Genomic DNA, 14,523 nt, shown 5'->3' on the forward strand with positions numbered 1-14,523 from the left:
AGGGTCTAACATGTCGCATCAATCCGAATTGATCAGCGAGGACATCCTCGCCTACCTGGCCCAGCACGAACGCAAAGAACTGCTGCGCTTCTTGACCTGCGGTAACGTCGACGACGGCAAGAGCACCCTGATCGGGCGCCTGCTGCACGACTCGAAGATGATCTACGAAGACCATCTGGAAGCCATTACCCGCGACTCGAAAAAAGTCGGTACCACCGGTGACGACATCGACCTGGCGTTGCTGGTCGACGGCCTGCAGGCCGAGCGCGAGCAGGGCATCACCATCGATGTCGCCTACCGCTACTTCTCCACCGCCAAGCGCAAATTCATCATCGCCGACACCCCCGGCCATGAGCAGTACACCCGCAACATGGCCACCGGTGCTTCCACCTGTGACCTGGCGATCATCCTGGTGGATGCCCGCTACGGCGTGCAGACCCAGACCCGTCGCCACAGCTTCATCGCCTCCCTGCTGGGCATCAAGCACATAGTCGTGGCCATCAACAAGATGGACCTCAAGGACTTTGACCAGGGCGTGTTCGAGTCGATCAAGGCCGACTACCTGAAGTTCGCCGAAGGCCTGAAGATGAAGCCCACCAGCCTGCACTTCGTGCCGATGTCGGCCCTCAAGGGCGACAACGTGGTGAACAAGTCCGAGCGTTCGCCGTGGTACACCGGCCAGTCGCTGATGGAAATCCTCGAGACCGTGGAAGTGGCGGGTGACCGCAACTTCAGCGACCTGCGCTTCCCGGTGCAGTACGTGAACCGTCCGAACCTGAACTTCCGTGGTTTCGCCGGGACCCTGGCCAGCGGCATCGTGCACAAGGGCGACGAAGTCGTGGTGCTGCCGTCGGGCAAGAGCAGCCGGGTGAAATCCATCGTCACCTTCGAAGGCGAGCTGGAGCATGCCGGCCCGGGCCAGGCCGTGACCCTGACCATGGAAGACGAGATCGACATCTCCCGTGGCGACCTGCTGGTGCATGCCGACAACGTACCGCCGGTGACCGACAGCTTCGAAGCCATGCTGGTCTGGATGGCCGAAGAGCCGATGCTGCCGGGCAAGAAATACGACATCAAGCGCGCCACCAGCTACGTGCCGGGCTCCATCGCCAGCATCGTCAACAGGGTCGACGTGAACACCCTTGAAGAAGGCCCGGCCAGCGCTCTGCAGCTGAACGAGATCGGCAAGGTCAAGATCGCCCTCGACGCGCCGATCGCCCTCGACGGTTACGACAGCAACCGCACCACCGGTGCCTTCATCGTCATCGACCGCTTGACCAACGGCACCGTCGGCGCCGGCATGATCGTCGCCCAGCCTGTGGTGCATGGCAGCGCCACGCACCATGGCAAGCTGGCCCATGTCGCCACCGAGGAGCGCGCCCAGCGCTTCGGCCAACAACCGGCCACCGTACTGTTCAGCGGCCTGTCCGGCGCCGGCAAGAGCACCCTGGCCTACGCGGTAGAGCGCAAGCTGTTCGACCTGGGCCGCGCGGTGTTCGTCCTCGACGGCCAGAACCTGCGTCACGACCTGAACAAGGGCCTGCCTCAGGATCGCGCCGGGCGTACCGAGAACTGGCGGCGTGCCGCGCACGTGGCACGCCAGTTCAACGAAGCCGGCCTGCTGACCCTGGCGGCGTTCGTTGCGCCGAGTGCGGAAGGTCGCGAACAGGCCAGGGACCTGATCGGCAAGGAACGTCTGCTGACGGTCTACGTCCAGGCCTCGCCGGCGGCTTGCGCCGAGCGTGATCCGCAGGGCTTGTACGCCGCAGGCGGGGATAACATCCCGGGCGAGTCCTTCCCGTACGACGTGCCGCTGGATGCCGATCTGGTGATCGATACCCAGTCCGTGTCGCTGGAAGAGGGCGTCAAGCAAGTGCTGGAACTGCTGCGCAAGCGTGGCGCGATCTAAGCTTTAGCGGCCGATAAAAAAGCCCGCCGTCGAGTGATCGACGGCGGGCTTTTTTGTGGCTTTGAGAAAGCTATCGCGGGCAAGCCTCGCTCCTACAGACGCAAGCGTGTTGCTTCTGTGTAGGAGCGAGGCTTGCCCGCGATGAGGCCCTTGCAGGCGCCTCGTTATTTGCCTGGATACTCCCGATGCATCTGTTCCAGCAGCGCATCCTTGTTCTGCCACAGCTGGTTGATCCAGCCCTGGAACTCCAGGCGGTACACACCATCCTGGTCGTAGTTCTTGCCGATGAACTGCGGCGGGATCGGCAGCTCCTCGAAATGCACCACCACCTCGTTGACCTTGCCGCACAGCAGGTCCCAATAACCCGGCTGGCCCGCCGGATAATGAATGGTGACGTTGACGATGGATTCCAGCTGCTCGCCCATGGCGTCCAGCACGAAGGCGATGCCGCCGGCCTTGGGCTTGAGCAGGTAGCGGAACGGTGAGGCCTGTTGCGCGTGCTTGGCCTGGGTGAAGCGTGTGCCTTCGACAAAGTTGAAGATGCCCACCGGGTTGTCGCGGAATTTCGCGCAGGTCTTGCGGGTGGTCTCCAGGTCCTTGCCCTTTTTCTCCGGGTGTTTTTCCAGGTAGGCCTTGGAGTAGCGCTTCATGAACGGGAAGCCCAGGGCCCACCAGGCCAGGCCGATCACCGGCACCCAGATCAGCTCCTGCTTGAGGAAGAACTTCAGCGGGCGGATACGCCGGTTGAGCACGTACTGCAGGACCATGATGTCGACCCAGCTCTGGTGGTTGCTGGTGATCAGGTACGAGTGCCGGTAGTCCAGGCTGTCGAGCCCGCTGAGGTGCCAGCGGGTGTGCCCGAGCAGGCTCATCCAGGCCTTGTTGTTGCTGATCCAGGCTTCATGGATGTGGCTCATCAGCCAGTCGGTGAAGCGCTGGGCCGCCGGGAAGGGCAGCAGCAACTTGAAGATCGCCACCACGAACAGCGGGGTGCAGCAGACGATGGTGTTGAGCGCCAACAACAGCGAGGCGATCACGCCTCGCAGCGGTGCAGGTAGAAAATCCAATTTACACATCCAGGGGTCGGTTGGCGGCTTGAATCGCGGTCAGGGCGATGGTGTAGACGATGTCGTCGACCTGGGCGCCGCGCGGCAGGTCGTTCACCGGCTTGCGCAGGCCTTGCAGCATCGGCCCGAGGCTGACGCAGTCGGCGCTGCGCTGCACGGCCTTGTGGGTGGTGTTGCCGGTGTTCAGGTCGGGAAACACGAACACCGTGGCCTTGCCCGCGACCAGGCTGTTGGGCGCCAGTTGCTGGGCCACGGCCTCGTTGGCCGCGGCATCGTATTGCAACGGGCCGTCGATCAGCAGCGAGCTCTGGGCTTCATGGGCCAGCAAGGTGGCTTCGCGGACCTTCTCCACTTCTTCGCCACTGGCCGATTCGCCGCTGGAGTAGCTGATCATCGCCACCCGCGGGGTGATGCCGAACGCGGCCGCCGAGTCGGCGCTTTGCAGGGCGATCTCGGCCAGCTCGCTGGCGCTCGGGTGCGGGTTCATCACGCAGTCGCCGTAGACCAGCACCTGCTCGGGAAACAGCATGAAAAACACCGACGACACCAGGGTGCAGCCCGGCGCGGTCTTGATCAGCTGCAGGGCCGGACGGATGGTATTGGCGGTGGAGTGGATCAGGCCGGACACCAGGCCATCGACTTCGTCCAGGGCCAGCATCATGGTGCCGATCACCACCGGGTCTTCCAGCTGCTGTTCGGCCATCGGCGCGTTGAGGCTCTTGCTCTTGCGCAGCGCCACCATCGGCTCGACGTAACGCTCGCGGATCTGGTCCGGGTCGATGACTTCCAGGCCAGGCGGCAGCTCGATGCCCTGGGCCCGGGCAACCGCCTCGACATCCGCCGGCTTGGCCAGCAGCACGCAACGGGCAATGCCGCGCGCCTGGCAGATCGCTGCGGCCTGCACGGTCAGCGGCTCGCTGCCTTCGGGCAGGACGATGCGCTTGTTGGCTTCCTGGGCGCGCTGGATCAACTGGTAGCGGAACACCGCCGGCGACAGGCGTATTTCCCGCGGCGTGCCGCAGCGCTGGTGCAGCCACTTGGCGTCCAGGTGGCTGGCGACGAAGTCGGTGATGATCTCCGCGCGCTCGCGGTCATCGATGGGGATTTCCTTGTTCAGGCCGTTCAGCTGGTTGGCGGTGTCGTAGGAGCCGGTGCTCACCGACAGCACCGGCAGGCCGGCATTCAAGGCGCCGCGACACAGCTCCATGATCCGTGGATCGGGCAGGGTGTCGCTGGTCAGCAGCAGCCCGGCCAGGGGCACGCCGTTGATCGCCGCCAGGCTCACGGCGAGGATGATGTCGTCGCGATCGCCGGGCGTCACTACCAATACGCCGGGCTTGAGCAGCTCCACGGTGTTACGCATGGTGCGCGCGCAGATGATGATCTTGGTCATGCGCCGGCTTTCGTAGTCGCCGGCGTTGAGCACCTGGGCGCCCATCAGGTCGGCGACGTCGCGGGTGCGCGGTGCGTTCAGTTCCGGCTGGAAGGGGATGCAGCCGAGCAGGCGGAAGTCGCCGCTGCGCAGCAGGGGCGAGTGCTCTTTCAGGCGGGCGGAAAAGGCCTCCATGCTTTCGTCGGTCCGCACCTTGTTGAGGATCACCCCCAGCACTTTCGGATCGCGCGGGCCGCCGAACAGCTGCGCCTGCAACTCCACGCGACCGGACAGCTCGGTGAGCACTTCGTTTTCCGGGGCCGATACCAGGATCACCTCGGCATCCAGGCTTTTCGCCAGGTGCAGGTTGACCCGCGCGGCATAGCTGGCGCTGCGGGTCGGCACCATGCCTTCGACCACCAGCACGTCCTTGCCGACGGCCGCCTGCTGGTACAGGGTGATGATTTCTTCCAGCAGTTCGTCCAGCTGGCCGTCGCCGAGCATCCGTTCGACATGGGCCAGGCCTAGCGGCTGCGGCGGTTTCAGGCCATGGGTGCGGGCCACCAGCTCGGTCGAGCGTTCAGGGCCGGTATCGCCTGGGTGAGGCTGGGCAATGGGTTTGAAGAAGCCGACCTTGAGGCCGGCCCGTTCCAGGGTACGCACCAGCCCGAGGCTGATGGAGGTCAGACCCACACCAAAATCGGTGGGCGCGATAAAAAAAGTTTGCATGCGGATTCTCGACGGGTGCATGGCAACGGTGAGTCGCTTATGTTTACTGCTCTACCGGAAATTCAGGCGCCAAGGTTAGCGCTAACCGAGCCTTGTGCGCACCAACCGCAGGCAAAGGGCTGGCCTATTTTTTCCGCACGCTTGAGCGGATCCAGGATCCACGCCCGGGATTGCCAGGGCGGCTGGTGGCGCAGGTGCTGGGTATGGCCACAGGACAGCTCGACGACCCAGTGGCCGTCTTCATCCTGATGAAAGCCGACGATCGTCGAGCTTGGCGTCAGGTTCCGTTTGTCCGGGTTCCGTTCGCTTTCGGGCGATTGCTTCGCTAAACTTGGACGTTCTTCATTCTTATGCAAAAGGTCTCGCCCCATGCTGATCGCCGCCAACAAGGCTGTCTCCATCGACTATACCCTCACCAACGACGCTGGTGAGGTCATCGACAGCTCCGCCGGCGGCGCACCGCTGGTCTACCTGCATGGCGCAGGAAACATCATTCCAGGCCTGGAAAAGGCCCTGGAAGGCAAGAACGTCGGCGACGAGCTGAGCGTTGCCGTTGAGCCGGAAGATGCCTACGGCGAATACGCCGCCGAACTGGTCAGCACCCTGAGCCGCAGCATGTTCGAAGGCGTCGACGAACTGGAAGTGGGCATGCAGTTCCACGCTTCCGCTCCGGACGGCCAGATGCAGATCGTCACCATCCGCGACCTGGACGGCGACGACGTGACTGTCGACGGCAACCACCCGCTGGCCGGCCAGCGCCTGAACTTCAAGGTCAAGGTTGTCGACATCCGTGACGCCAGCCAGGAAGAAATCGCCCATGGCCACGTCCATGGCGAAGGTGGCCATCACCACTGATTTCTGCGCTAAGCTCAAGTCTGACTGGAGAGGCGCCCGAGGGCGCCTTTTTAGTCGGCGGCTTTTATCGCCGGGCAACAGGCGGTACTGTCGAGTGGCTGTTTTCTGCAAGAACACGGGAATTTGGAGTTCGTCATGAGTGCTTTTCACGACCTTAAATTGAAAGCCCTGGATGGTCAGGAGCTACCGCTCGCGCCTTTCAAGGGGCACGTCGTGCTGGTGGTCAACGTCGCCTCCAAGTGTGGTCTGACACCACAATACGCGGCGCTGGAGAACCTCTACCAGCAATACAAAGGCCAGGGGTTCAGTGTGCTGGGCCTGCCGTGTAATCAGTTCGCCGGGCAGGAGCCAGGCTCCGAGCAGGAGATCCAGGAATTCTGCAGCCTCAATTACGGGGTGACCTTTCCGTTGAGCAGCAAGCTGGAAGTCAACGGCCCGGAGCGCCATCAGTTGTACCGTCTGCTGGCGGGCGAAGGGGCGGAGTTCCCGGGCGACATCACCTGGAATTTCGAGAAATTCCTGCTGGGCAAGGACGGCCGCGTCCTGGCACGTTTCTCCCCACGCACCGCGCCCGACGATTCGACGGTCATCCAGGCCATCGAAAAAGCCTTGAGCTGAATCTGCACGCCGGGCCCCGCTGCCCGGCCGGTTTTACCGCGCGTTCGCGCACCTTCGCTTTCCTCCGCTTTGGCACCTTAATCACCCCGATCAATAGTGCTGGGCGTTGCCTGGAGTACGGAATATTATCGCCATCATAAGGCCGTCGATGTACCCGCCCGACTTGCCATTTCCCGCGATTAAGACCGTCAACCCTGGAGTACCGCATGCCCGTTCAAACCTTGTTCAAACCCTTTCAGCTGGGTGCCCTGGAGCTGTCGAGCCGGGTGGTGATGGCGCCGATGACCCGCTCGTTTTCCCCGGGTGGCGTGCCGAACTCGAAAGTCATCGAGTACTACCGTCGTCGCGCCGCGGCCGGGGTCGGCCTGATCATCACCGAAGGCACTACGGTCGGGCACAAGGCCTCCAACGGCTATCCGAACGTTCCGCGCTTTTATGGCGAAGCGGCCCTGGCCGGCTGGAAGAAGGTGGTGGACGCGGTGCACGCCGAAGGCGGCAAGATCGTTCCGCAGCTGTGGCATGTGGGCAATGTGCGCCGCCTGGGCACCGAGCCGGACGCCAGTGTGCCGGGTTACGGCCCGTCGGAAAAACTCAAGGATGGCCAGGTGGTGGTCCACGGCATGACCCGGGACGACATCGGCGAAGTGATCGCCGCCTTCGCCCAGGCCGCCAAGGATGCCCAGGACATCGGCATGGACGGCGTGGAGATCCACGGTGCCCACGGTTACCTGGTCGACCAGTTCTTCTGGGAGGGCAGCAACCAGCGTACCGACGAGTACGGTGGCGACCTGGCCCAGCGTTCGCGGTTTGCCATCGAGCTGATCCAGGCCGTGCGCGCCGCGGTGGGCCCAGGCTTCCCGATCATCTTCCGTTTTTCGCAGTGGAAGCAGCAGGACTACAGCGCCCGCCTGGTCCAAACCCCCGAGGCTCTGGGCGAGTTCCTCAAGCCGCTGGCGGACGCTGGTGTGGACATCTTCCACTGCTCCACCCGGCGTTTCTGGGAGCCGGAGTTCGAGGGTTCCGAGCTGAACCTGGCCGGCTGGACCCGTCAGCTCACCGGCAAGCCGACCATTACCGTGGGCAGCGTCGGCCTCGACGGCGAGTTCCTGCAGTTCATGGTCAACACCGACAAGGTGGCGCAGCCGGCGAGCCTGGAAAAGCTCCTGGAGCGTCTGAACAACGACGAATTCGATCTGGTAGCGGTAGGGCGCGCGTTGCTGGTGGACCCGGACTGGGCGCAGAAGGTGCGGGACGGTCGCGAGCAGGACATCCTGCCGTTCAGCCGTGAGGCGTTGATGACGCTGGTCTGAGTGCAGCCGGGAAACGTTATCGCGAGCAAGCTCGCTCCTACAACAGGCACTGTCTATGTAGGGGCGAGCTTGCTCGCGATGTTTTCAGGGCAACAAGCGCCCCTCAGACACCACCACTTCTTCCGTGCAAGCGCCGCGCAGCTGGGTTTCAAACTGCTCGATGATCGCCGCCCAGCCCTGGCGGCTGGCGTGCTGGCGGGCATTGAGGCGCACCCGGCGCAAGGTCTCGGGATCTTCCAGCAGCCAGCTGGCGGCATCGCAGAACGCGCATTCGTCCCCGGGCATCGCCAGCACACCGTTGTAGCCATGGCGAATATGCTGGGCCGCCGCGGCCTGGTCGTAGGCCACCACGGCCAGCCCCGAGGCCAGGGCCTCCAGCACCACGTTGCCGAAGGTTTCGGTCAGGCTCGGGAACAGGAACAGATCCCCCGACGCGTAGTGACTGGCCAGCGCTTCGCCGCGTTGCGAGCCGCAGAACACCGCGTCCGGCAACTCCCTCTGCAGGACCGCGCGTTGCGGGCCATCGCCCACCACGATCAATTTCATGGACTGCTGTGGATAAGTGTCCTGCAGCTGAGCGAAGCAGCGTTTGAGCAGGCCCAGGTTCTTCTCCGGCGCCAGGCGGCCAACGTGAATCACCGCGATATCGTCATTGCCCAGACCCCAGCCTTGGCGCAGTTCGTTGAGGCGCTTGACCGGGTGGAACAGCTGGCTGTCGACCCCGCGCGACAGCAGCGCCAGGCGTTCGAAGTTGCGCCGCTCCAGCTCCAGGCGCTGGCTGGCGCTGGGCACCAGGGTCAGCTTGGAACGGTTGTGGAACCAGCGCAGGTAGTGGGTCAGCAGGCGGGTCAGCAAACCCAGGCCGTACTGGCTGGAGTACTGCTGGAAGTTGGTGTGGAAACCGCTGACCACGGAAATCCCCAGGCGCCGCGCCGCCCGCAGCGCGGACAGGCCCAGCGGACCCTCGGTGGCGATGTACAGCACATCCGGGCGATGACGTTTCCAGCGCCGCAACAGCTTGTGCATCGACGACTGGCCCCATTGCAGCCCCGGATAACCCGGCAGCGGCCAGCCACGGCACAGCAGTAGACCTTCGTCGCTGATCCGGCTCTGATCGGCGCCCTGACGTGGGCGGATCAGTTCCACCTGGTGTCCACGGGCGCGCAATCCATCGCACAGGCGGCCAAGGGTATTGGCCACGCCATTGATTTCCGGTGGGAAGGTTTCGGTGATCAGAGTGATATGCAGAGCTGTCGTCATGGCCTCAGTGTCAACCGAGGCCATGTCGTCATTGTGACGTTGCGATGATGGATTTATGACCCGCTCAGCGTTGCTGGGCCACCAGGCTCTCCGCGCCGCGCTCACGCACCCAGAACAGCGTCGCCCCGGCCACCGCCGCGGGCATCATCAGGATGTTGACCACCGGGATCAGCAGCACCAGATAGACGATCCCGCCAAAGCTCATGCTCTGCCAGCGCTTTTCCCGTAGCCAGGCGAGCATCTCGTTCCAGCCCAGCTTGTGGTTGTCCGCCGGGTAGTCGATGTACTGGATCGCCATCATCCACACGCCGAACAGCAGCCACAGCGGCGCGGCCACCAGGTTCACCACCGGAATGAAGGACAGGATGAACAGGCCGATGGCCCGCGGCAGGAAATAGCCCAGCTTGCGCATTTCCCGGGCCAGGGTGCGTGGGATCATGGCCAGCAGTTCGGCCCAGCTGAAGGGCGGGAAATCGTCGGTGCCACGGACCACCACTTCGACTTTCTCCGCGAGAAACCCGTTGAAGGGCGCGGCAATCACGTTGGCCAGCATGGTGAAGGTGAAAAACACCATCAGCAGCACCAGCACCACGAACAGCGGCCAGAGGATGTAGCTGAGAAAGCTCAGCCAGTCCGGCAGGGACGGCATCAGGGTGTCGACCCACAGGCTGAACTGATGGCCGGCGAAATAGATCAATCCGACGAACAGCACCAGGTTGATGGCCAGGGGCAAAAGGACGAACAGACGCAGGCCGGGGCTGAGCACCAGCTTGAGGCCTTCGCGCAGGTATTGCGGGCCGGACAGAACGGGGGCGGGCATAGGGAGCTCCGTGCAGGGGGAAAACGCGCCGACCTTACCGGCTTTGCCCCACCGGCGAAAGCGCGGTCGTTAGGTCGACATCAACTGTAACAAAGGCGCCGGTAAATACGCCGATACAGGATAGAGACCTCCTATGAGCTGGATTGTTAAACCGTATTTCCTTAATCTTCGCCCCCTCTATACGCTGCACCCATTATTTTTCGGACGGGCGAACCTGAAGCCTTCCCCAAGTGCTTTCGCCGTCCTTTTTTATTCCAGCCGGCAATCCGGCGTTCCGCGCCAGTGATCCGGGCCGGTCGATAGGAGTGAGTCATGTCTGATGTACGTCATTCGCGTGTGATTATTCTCGGTTCCGGCCCTGCCGGTTACAGCGCCGCGGTCTATGCCGCCCGCGCCAACCTGAAGCCGCTGCTGATTACCGGCATGCAGGCCGGCGGTCAGCTGACCACCACCACCGAAGTCGACAACTGGCCGGGCGACGTCCACGGCCTGACCGGCCCGGCGCTGATGGAGCGCATGCGTGAACACGCCGAGCGTTTCGAGACCGAAATCGTCTTCGATCACATCAATGCCGTGGACTTCGCCGCCAAGCCTTACACCCTGACCGGCGACAGCGCGACCTACACCTGCGACGCCTTGATCATCGCCACCGGCGCCAGCGCCCGTTACCTGGGCCTGCCTTCGGAAGAAGCGTTCATGGGCAAAGGCGTGTCGGCCTGCGCGACCTGCGACGGTTTCTTCTATCGCAACAAGCCAGTGGCCGTGGTCGGTGGCGGCAACACCGCTGTCGAAGAAGCCCTGTACCTGGCCAATATCGCCAGCAAGGTCACCCTGATCCATCGTCGCGATACCTTCCGCGCCGAGAAGATCCTGATCGACAAGCTCAATGCCCGGGTTGCCGAAGGCAAGATCGAACTCAAGCTGAACGCCAACCTGGACGAAGTGCTGGGCGACAACATGGGTGTCACCGGCGCGCGCCTGAAGAACAACGACGGCAGCTTCGACGAAATCAAGGTCGACGGTGTGTTCATCGCGATTGGCCACACTCCGAACACTTCGCTGTTCGAAGGCCAGCTGGAGCTGAAGGACGGCTACCTGGTCGTGCAGGGCGGCCGTGAAGGCAATGCCACCGCCACCAGCATCGCAGGCATCTTCGCCGCCGGCGACGTGGCCGACCACGTGTACCGCCAGGCCATTACCTCGGCCGGCGCCGGCTGCATGGCCGCCCTGGACACCGAGCGTTACCTGGACGACCTGCAGAACGCTTGATTCTCAGACCGTTGCAATGAAAAAAACGGCCCAGGCCGGTTTTTTTGTGTCTGTTGTTTCCGTAGGAGCGAGCGGGCGGCGATCCGACTTGCCCGCGATCCAGGCAACGCGGTGCTTCAGATAGATCGGATGGTGCCCATCGCGGGCAAGCCTCGCTCCTACAGGTCAGCGGCGCTTGAGTGGCTGCTGGGCAAACTTCACACCCGCCAGGCCATGGGCGATCAGCGCGCGGATATTGCCGTGGTCGCTGCCTTCAGGGGTGGCCAGCACCGAGCGGTAATGCTCACCGAACGCCAACAGCGCTTCTTCGTCGCTCAAGCCTTCCAGCAGGGCCAGGCCCAGGGTCTTGCACGAACCTTCGTTCTGCCCGGTGGCGTTTTCCACGCCACCGTTGTTGAAGGCTTGTGGCTGGTAATCGTAGCCCGCGGCGATAAAGGCCAGGGTGTCGGCGAAGACATGCTCGCCGCTCTTGAGGCTGGCGCGCAGGGTGTTCAGGTCAGTCATGGGGTTTTCCTTTGGCGAACGCCGCTTGCTGCTCGGCGCTGGCTTCTTTCTGGTAGAGGTTCTTCCACTCGGCGTAGGGCATGCCATACACCACTTCACGGGCGTCATCGAGGCTGACCTCGATCTGGCGCTCGTCGGCCTCGGCCTTGTACCACTTGGACAGGCAGTTGCGGCAGAAGCCGGCGAGGTTCATCAGGTCTATGTTCTGCACGTCCTTGCGGCTGTCCAGGTGCGCGACCAGGCGGCGGAAGGCGGCGGCTTCGAGTTCCAGGCGTTGTTGCTCGGTCATGTTCGGCTCTGTGCGATCAAATGTGGCGCGGATGATATCAGCGGCTGGCCGCGAGGGTGATCGACACCGACTCGGCGAAACGCAGGGCGTGGGGTTTGTCGACTTCGACCTCGGCGTACAGCACCGATTCGTTGGCCATGATCAGATCGAGGATTTCCTGGGTCAGGCGCTCGAGCAGGGCAAAGCGGTTGCCCTCCACGTGGGCGATGATCGCCTTGGTGATGGTGCGGTAGTTCAGCGCATGGTCGATGTCGTTGTCGCGCACGGCTTCCTGCGCGGCATACAGGATGGTCAGGTTGATCAGCACATCCTGCTTGTTGAGGATCTCGTCCTCGTTGATTCCGATGAAGGTCCGCAGGCACAGGTCCTTGACCCGGATGCGAGCCATTCCTGGCTGAAGTTGTGGCATTGCTACTTGCTCCGTCCGATCAATTGCAGGAATTCCTGGCGCGTGGTGCTCGAATCGCGAAAGGCGCCGAGCATCACCGAAGTGTGCATGGTCGAGTTCTGCTTCTCGACTCCGCGCATCATCATGCACATGTGCTGCGCTTCGACGACCACCGCGACGCCGGCGGCCTGGGTTACCCGCTGCACCGCGTCGGCGATTTCCCGCGTGAGGTTTTCCTGGATCTGCAGGCGGCGGGCGAACATGTCGACGATCCGGGCGATCTTCGACAGGCCCAGCACCTTGCCGGTGGGAATATAAGCCACATGGGCCTTGCCGATGAAGGGCAGCAGGTGATGTTCGCACAGGGAATAGAGTTCGATGTCGGCGACTATGACCATTTCATCGTTGTCGGAGGCGAACAGCGCGCCATTGACCACCTCATCCACCGACTGGCTGTAGCCATGACACAGGTACTGCATGGCCTTGGCCGCGCGTTGTGGAGTATCGAGCAGACCTTCGCGCTCGGGGTCTTCGCCGAGACCCTTGAGGATCTCGCGGTAGTGCTGGGGCAGGGAAAGCGTCATGCAACGTCCTCGCGGGAAGCCTTACTTGAGGTGCCGCCCGCCGTTGACGGTCAGGGTCGTGCCGGTGACATAAGGGTTATCGAGCAGATAACGCAGGCTCTGGTAGACCACCTCGCAACCGGGTTCGATGCCCAGGGCGGACTTGGCCAGGGCCTTGGCGCGGTACGCCGCGTCGTCGTCGGGATTGAACATTAACAGAGCCGGGGCGATGCCGTTGACCTTGATCGTCGGGGCATATTTCGCCGCGAAGGACAGGGTCAGGCTGTCGAGGCCGGCCTTGGTGGCGCAATAGGCGATGTGCTTGCTGCTGCCGCGGCGCGTGACGTCGTCGCCGATGTGCACGATGTCGGCGGGGCTGGAGCGCCGCAGCAGGTCGGCGCAATGCAGGTTGATCAGGTAGGGCGCGAGCATGTGCACGCTGAACATGTCGGCGAAGGCCGCGCTTTCCTGGCCGGGCGTTTCCTCCAGCCATTGCGAGGCGTTGTGCACGATCGCCCGCAGGCTGTCGGTGTGCTCGTGCAATTGGCTGATGAAGGCCTGGATCCCGGCTTCGCTGGAAAAGTCAGCGAACAGGGCTATCGCGCCACGCTCGCGCAAGGCCTGCACGCCGGGGCGTTCGGTGCGATAGCTGATGATCACCCGGTGACCGTCTTCCAGCAGGCGCAATGCGCAATGCAGGCCGACACGCTGGCCGGCGCCGGTGATCAGGATCGGGGCAGGGGAAGTAGTCATGAACGGCTCGCGTCGCAGGTAGAGCAAAACTATACCAGCGCGGGGCGGGGTTCGCCCAAGCCGCTGCAGGAGCGAGCGGGCGGCGATCCGACTTGCCCGCGATGATGGCGCCGCGGTCTGTCTGGCAGACCGCGTTATCGCTCATCGCCGGCGAGCCGGCTGCTAGATGTGGCTCTGTGGGGAAGGTGCTGCCGGCAGCGGACGGGGCGGCGTGCTATTCAGCCACCCGGACAACAGGCGGGTGGACAGTGGAATGAACCAGTAGACCATCAGCGGCGTCAGGGCCAGGGTGCTGACGAGCACCCGCGGCGCCAGGCTGAGTTCGCCCAGCAACGGGCTGAGGATGAAGTTGAAGATCAGCGACACCGGGAAGAACGCCAGCCAGATCGCCACCGCCTGCTTCCAGCGCGGAGGGCGCTGGCCGGTTGCGCCGAACCAGCCGTCGATGCCGCTGACCCGGTGTTCATGGGGATGGGCGAACAGGTCGCTGCCGCGGGCCAGCCAGGCGGTGCGCGAGGCGGAGTGCTCCCAGACGTGCAGGGTCTGCTCGTCGGCGAAGCGGAAGATGATCTGGAATTCGTCATCGTCGGGCGGCGGAGCGAGCACGCCGGAGCCGAGATAACCGGGGAAGTCGGTGGCCAATTGTTCGCCTTCGCGCAGCCAGGCGATCAGGTCCTGGTAACGGCCATCGGCGACACGCCGGGCGACCATCAGGGTGACGGGTGAGGTAGACATTATGTATCTCCGTAAAACCAATGCGCTGCCTGGGTAAGGCCGTACGCCGGACGCAGCACCGGGGTGTTGGGCTGCGTCGTGA

The 14,523-nt window shown here is 63.5% G+C and carries 16 protein-coding genes; 5 read left to right on the forward strand and 11 right to left on the reverse strand.

Annotated elements, in window-relative coordinates; all coding sequences use genetic code 11:
- Positions 1 to 10: 10 nt before the first annotated feature.
- Positions 11 to 1,909 (forward strand): sulfate adenylyltransferase subunit CysN, encoded by a 1,899-nt coding sequence (gene cysN, locus PMI20_RS07990; protein ID WP_007929848.1) that lies wholly within the window; start codon positions 11 to 13, stop codon positions 1,907 to 1,909.
- Between the two features lie 164 nt (positions 1,910 to 2,073).
- On the opposite strand, the gene yihG is transcribed toward cysN, so the two are convergent.
- From yihG to PMI20_RS08005, 3 genes are all read right to left on the reverse strand, one after another.
- Positions 2,074 to 2,985 carry a 1-acylglycerol-3-phosphate O-acyltransferase, YihG family gene (gene yihG / locus PMI20_RS07995; RefSeq protein ID WP_007929847.1) on the reverse strand — a complete coding sequence of 304 codons (912 nt, stop codon included), beginning with the start codon at positions 2,983 to 2,985 and terminating at the stop codon, positions 2,074 to 2,076.
- The gene (gene pta, locus PMI20_RS08000; RefSeq protein WP_007929846.1) at positions 2,978 to 5,077 is read right to left on the reverse strand and encodes a phosphate acetyltransferase; all 2,100 of its coding nucleotides are present in this window, start codon (positions 5,075 to 5,077) and stop codon (positions 2,978 to 2,980) included. Before pta ends, yihG begins: the two co-directional genes overlap by 8 nt.
- 62 nt (positions 5,078 to 5,139) lie before the next feature.
- Positions 5,140 to 5,478 (reverse strand): DUF3565 domain-containing protein, encoded by a 339-nt coding sequence (locus PMI20_RS08005; RefSeq protein WP_081502469.1) that lies wholly within the window; start codon positions 5,476 to 5,478, stop codon positions 5,140 to 5,142.
- Between PMI20_RS08005 and PMI20_RS08010 the strand changes: the two genes are divergently transcribed.
- From PMI20_RS08010 to PMI20_RS08020, 3 genes are all read left to right on the forward strand, one after another.
- On the forward strand, positions 5,447 to 5,932 hold the full coding sequence (locus PMI20_RS08010) for an FKBP-type peptidyl-prolyl cis-trans isomerase (protein WP_007929845.1): 486 nt from the start codon (positions 5,447 to 5,449) through the stop codon (positions 5,930 to 5,932). The two genes, PMI20_RS08005 and PMI20_RS08010, sit on opposite strands and share 32 nt — an antisense overlap.
- Positions 5,933 to 6,067: 135 nt before the next feature.
- The gene (locus PMI20_RS08015) at positions 6,068 to 6,550 is read left to right on the forward strand and encodes a glutathione peroxidase (protein ID WP_007929844.1); all 483 of its coding nucleotides are present in this window, start codon (positions 6,068 to 6,070) and stop codon (positions 6,548 to 6,550) included.
- A 206-nt stretch (positions 6,551 to 6,756) separates the two neighbouring features.
- The gene (locus tag PMI20_RS08020; RefSeq protein ID WP_007929843.1) at positions 6,757 to 7,860 is read left to right on the forward strand and encodes an NADH:flavin oxidoreductase; all 1,104 of its coding nucleotides are present in this window, start codon (positions 6,757 to 6,759) and stop codon (positions 7,858 to 7,860) included.
- 84 nt (positions 7,861 to 7,944) lie between these two features.
- Here PMI20_RS08020 and PMI20_RS08025 read toward each other — a convergent pair whose 3' ends face one another.
- A complete protein-coding gene (locus PMI20_RS08025; protein WP_007929842.1) occupies positions 7,945 to 9,144 on the reverse strand; it encodes a glycosyltransferase family 4 protein in 1,200 nt (399 codons plus the stop codon).
- A gap of 40 nt (positions 9,145 to 9,184) precedes the next feature.
- On the reverse strand, positions 9,185 to 9,940 hold the full coding sequence (cysZ, locus tag PMI20_RS08030; RefSeq protein WP_007929836.1) for a sulfate transporter CysZ: 756 nt from the start codon (positions 9,938 to 9,940) through the stop codon (positions 9,185 to 9,187).
- A 312-nt stretch (positions 9,941 to 10,252) separates the two neighbouring features.
- Between cysZ and trxB the strand changes: the two genes are divergently transcribed.
- Entirely contained in the window at positions 10,253 to 11,209 is a 957-nt protein-coding gene (gene trxB, locus PMI20_RS08035; RefSeq protein WP_007929833.1) for a thioredoxin-disulfide reductase, read from the forward strand.
- A 165-nt stretch (positions 11,210 to 11,374) separates the two neighbouring features.
- Here trxB and PMI20_RS08040 read toward each other — a convergent pair whose 3' ends face one another.
- From PMI20_RS08040 to PMI20_RS08065, 6 genes are all read right to left on the reverse strand, one after another.
- A complete protein-coding gene (locus PMI20_RS08040; protein ID WP_007929831.1) occupies positions 11,375 to 11,713 on the reverse strand; it encodes a HopJ type III effector protein in 339 nt (112 codons plus the stop codon).
- A complete protein-coding gene (locus PMI20_RS08045; RefSeq protein ID WP_007929830.1) occupies positions 11,706 to 12,002 on the reverse strand; it encodes a DUF1244 domain-containing protein in 297 nt (98 codons plus the stop codon). The genes PMI20_RS08040 and PMI20_RS08045 overlap by 8 nt, the downstream gene beginning before the upstream one ends.
- Before the next feature lie 37 nt (positions 12,003 to 12,039).
- Positions 12,040 to 12,411, reverse strand: a complete 372-nt coding sequence (gene folX / locus PMI20_RS08050) for a dihydroneopterin triphosphate 2'-epimerase (protein WP_007929829.1) — start codon at positions 12,409 to 12,411, stop codon at positions 12,040 to 12,042.
- A gap of 2 nt (positions 12,412 to 12,413) precedes the next feature.
- Positions 12,414 to 12,974 carry a GTP cyclohydrolase I FolE gene (gene folE / locus PMI20_RS08055; RefSeq protein ID WP_007929828.1) on the reverse strand — a complete coding sequence of 187 codons (561 nt, stop codon included), beginning with the start codon at positions 12,972 to 12,974 and terminating at the stop codon, positions 12,414 to 12,416.
- Between the two features lie 21 nt (positions 12,975 to 12,995).
- A complete protein-coding gene (gene folM / locus PMI20_RS08060) occupies positions 12,996 to 13,706 on the reverse strand; it encodes a dihydromonapterin reductase (RefSeq protein ID WP_007929827.1) in 711 nt (236 codons plus the stop codon).
- 162 nt (positions 13,707 to 13,868) lie between these two features.
- Positions 13,869 to 14,441, reverse strand: coding sequence for an antibiotic biosynthesis monooxygenase (locus PMI20_RS08065; protein WP_007929825.1), 573 nt, complete (start codon positions 14,439 to 14,441; stop codon positions 13,869 to 13,871).
- Between the last annotated feature and the right edge of the window lie 82 nt (positions 14,442 to 14,523).

Origin of the sequence: Pseudomonas sp. GM17 (genome assembly GCF_000282175.2) — a bacterium.
Taxonomy (GTDB): Bacteria; Pseudomonadota; Gammaproteobacteria; order Pseudomonadales; family Pseudomonadaceae; genus Aquipseudomonas; species Aquipseudomonas chlororaphis.

Excerpts from the sequence above, each read along its gene's own strand:
- PMI20_RS08015 (WP_007929844.1), top strand. The coding sequence starts at position 6,068 with ATGAGTGCTTTTCACGACCTTAAATTGAAAGCCCTGGATGGTCAGGAG.
- PMI20_RS08020 (WP_007929843.1), top strand. The coding sequence starts at position 6,757 with ATGCCCGTTCAAACCTTGTTCAAACCCTTTCAGCTGGGTGCCCTGGAG.
- yihG (WP_007929847.1), bottom strand. The coding sequence starts at position 2,985 with ATGTGTAAATTGGATTTTCTACCTGCACCGCTGCGAGGCGTGATCGCC.
- PMI20_RS08010 (WP_007929845.1), top strand. The coding sequence starts at position 5,447 with ATGCTGATCGCCGCCAACAAGGCTGTCTCCATCGACTATACCCTCACC.
- cysN (WP_007929848.1), top strand. The coding sequence starts at position 11 with ATGTCGCATCAATCCGAATTGATCAGCGAGGACATCCTCGCCTACCTG.
- pta (WP_007929846.1), bottom strand. The coding sequence starts at position 5,077 with ATGCAAACTTTTTTTATCGCGCCCACCGATTTTGGTGTGGGTCTGACC.
- PMI20_RS08040 (WP_007929831.1), bottom strand. The coding sequence starts at position 11,713 with ATGACTGACCTGAACACCCTGCGCGCCAGCCTCAAGAGCGGCGAGCAT.
- folM (WP_007929827.1), bottom strand. The coding sequence starts at position 13,706 with ATGACTACTTCCCCTGCCCCGATCCTGATCACCGGCGCCGGCCAGCGT.
- folE (WP_007929828.1), bottom strand. The coding sequence starts at position 12,974 with ATGACGCTTTCCCTGCCCCAGCACTACCGCGAGATCCTCAAGGGTCTC.
- PMI20_RS08025 (WP_007929842.1), bottom strand. The coding sequence starts at position 9,144 with ATGGCCTCGGTTGACACTGAGGCCATGACGACAGCTCTGCATATCACT.
- PMI20_RS08045 (WP_007929830.1), bottom strand. The coding sequence starts at position 12,002 with ATGACCGAGCAACAACGCCTGGAACTCGAAGCCGCCGCCTTCCGCCGC.
- PMI20_RS08005 (WP_081502469.1), bottom strand. The coding sequence starts at position 5,478 with ATGGAGACAGCCTTGTTGGCGGCGATCAGCATGGGGCGAGACCTTTTG.
- cysZ (WP_007929836.1), bottom strand. The coding sequence starts at position 9,940 with ATGCCCGCCCCCGTTCTGTCCGGCCCGCAATACCTGCGCGAAGGCCTC.
- PMI20_RS08065 (WP_007929825.1), bottom strand. The coding sequence starts at position 14,441 with ATGTCTACCTCACCCGTCACCCTGATGGTCGCCCGGCGTGTCGCCGAT.
- folX (WP_007929829.1), bottom strand. The coding sequence starts at position 12,411 with ATGCCACAACTTCAGCCAGGAATGGCTCGCATCCGGGTCAAGGACCTG.
- trxB (WP_007929833.1), top strand. The coding sequence starts at position 10,253 with ATGTCTGATGTACGTCATTCGCGTGTGATTATTCTCGGTTCCGGCCCT.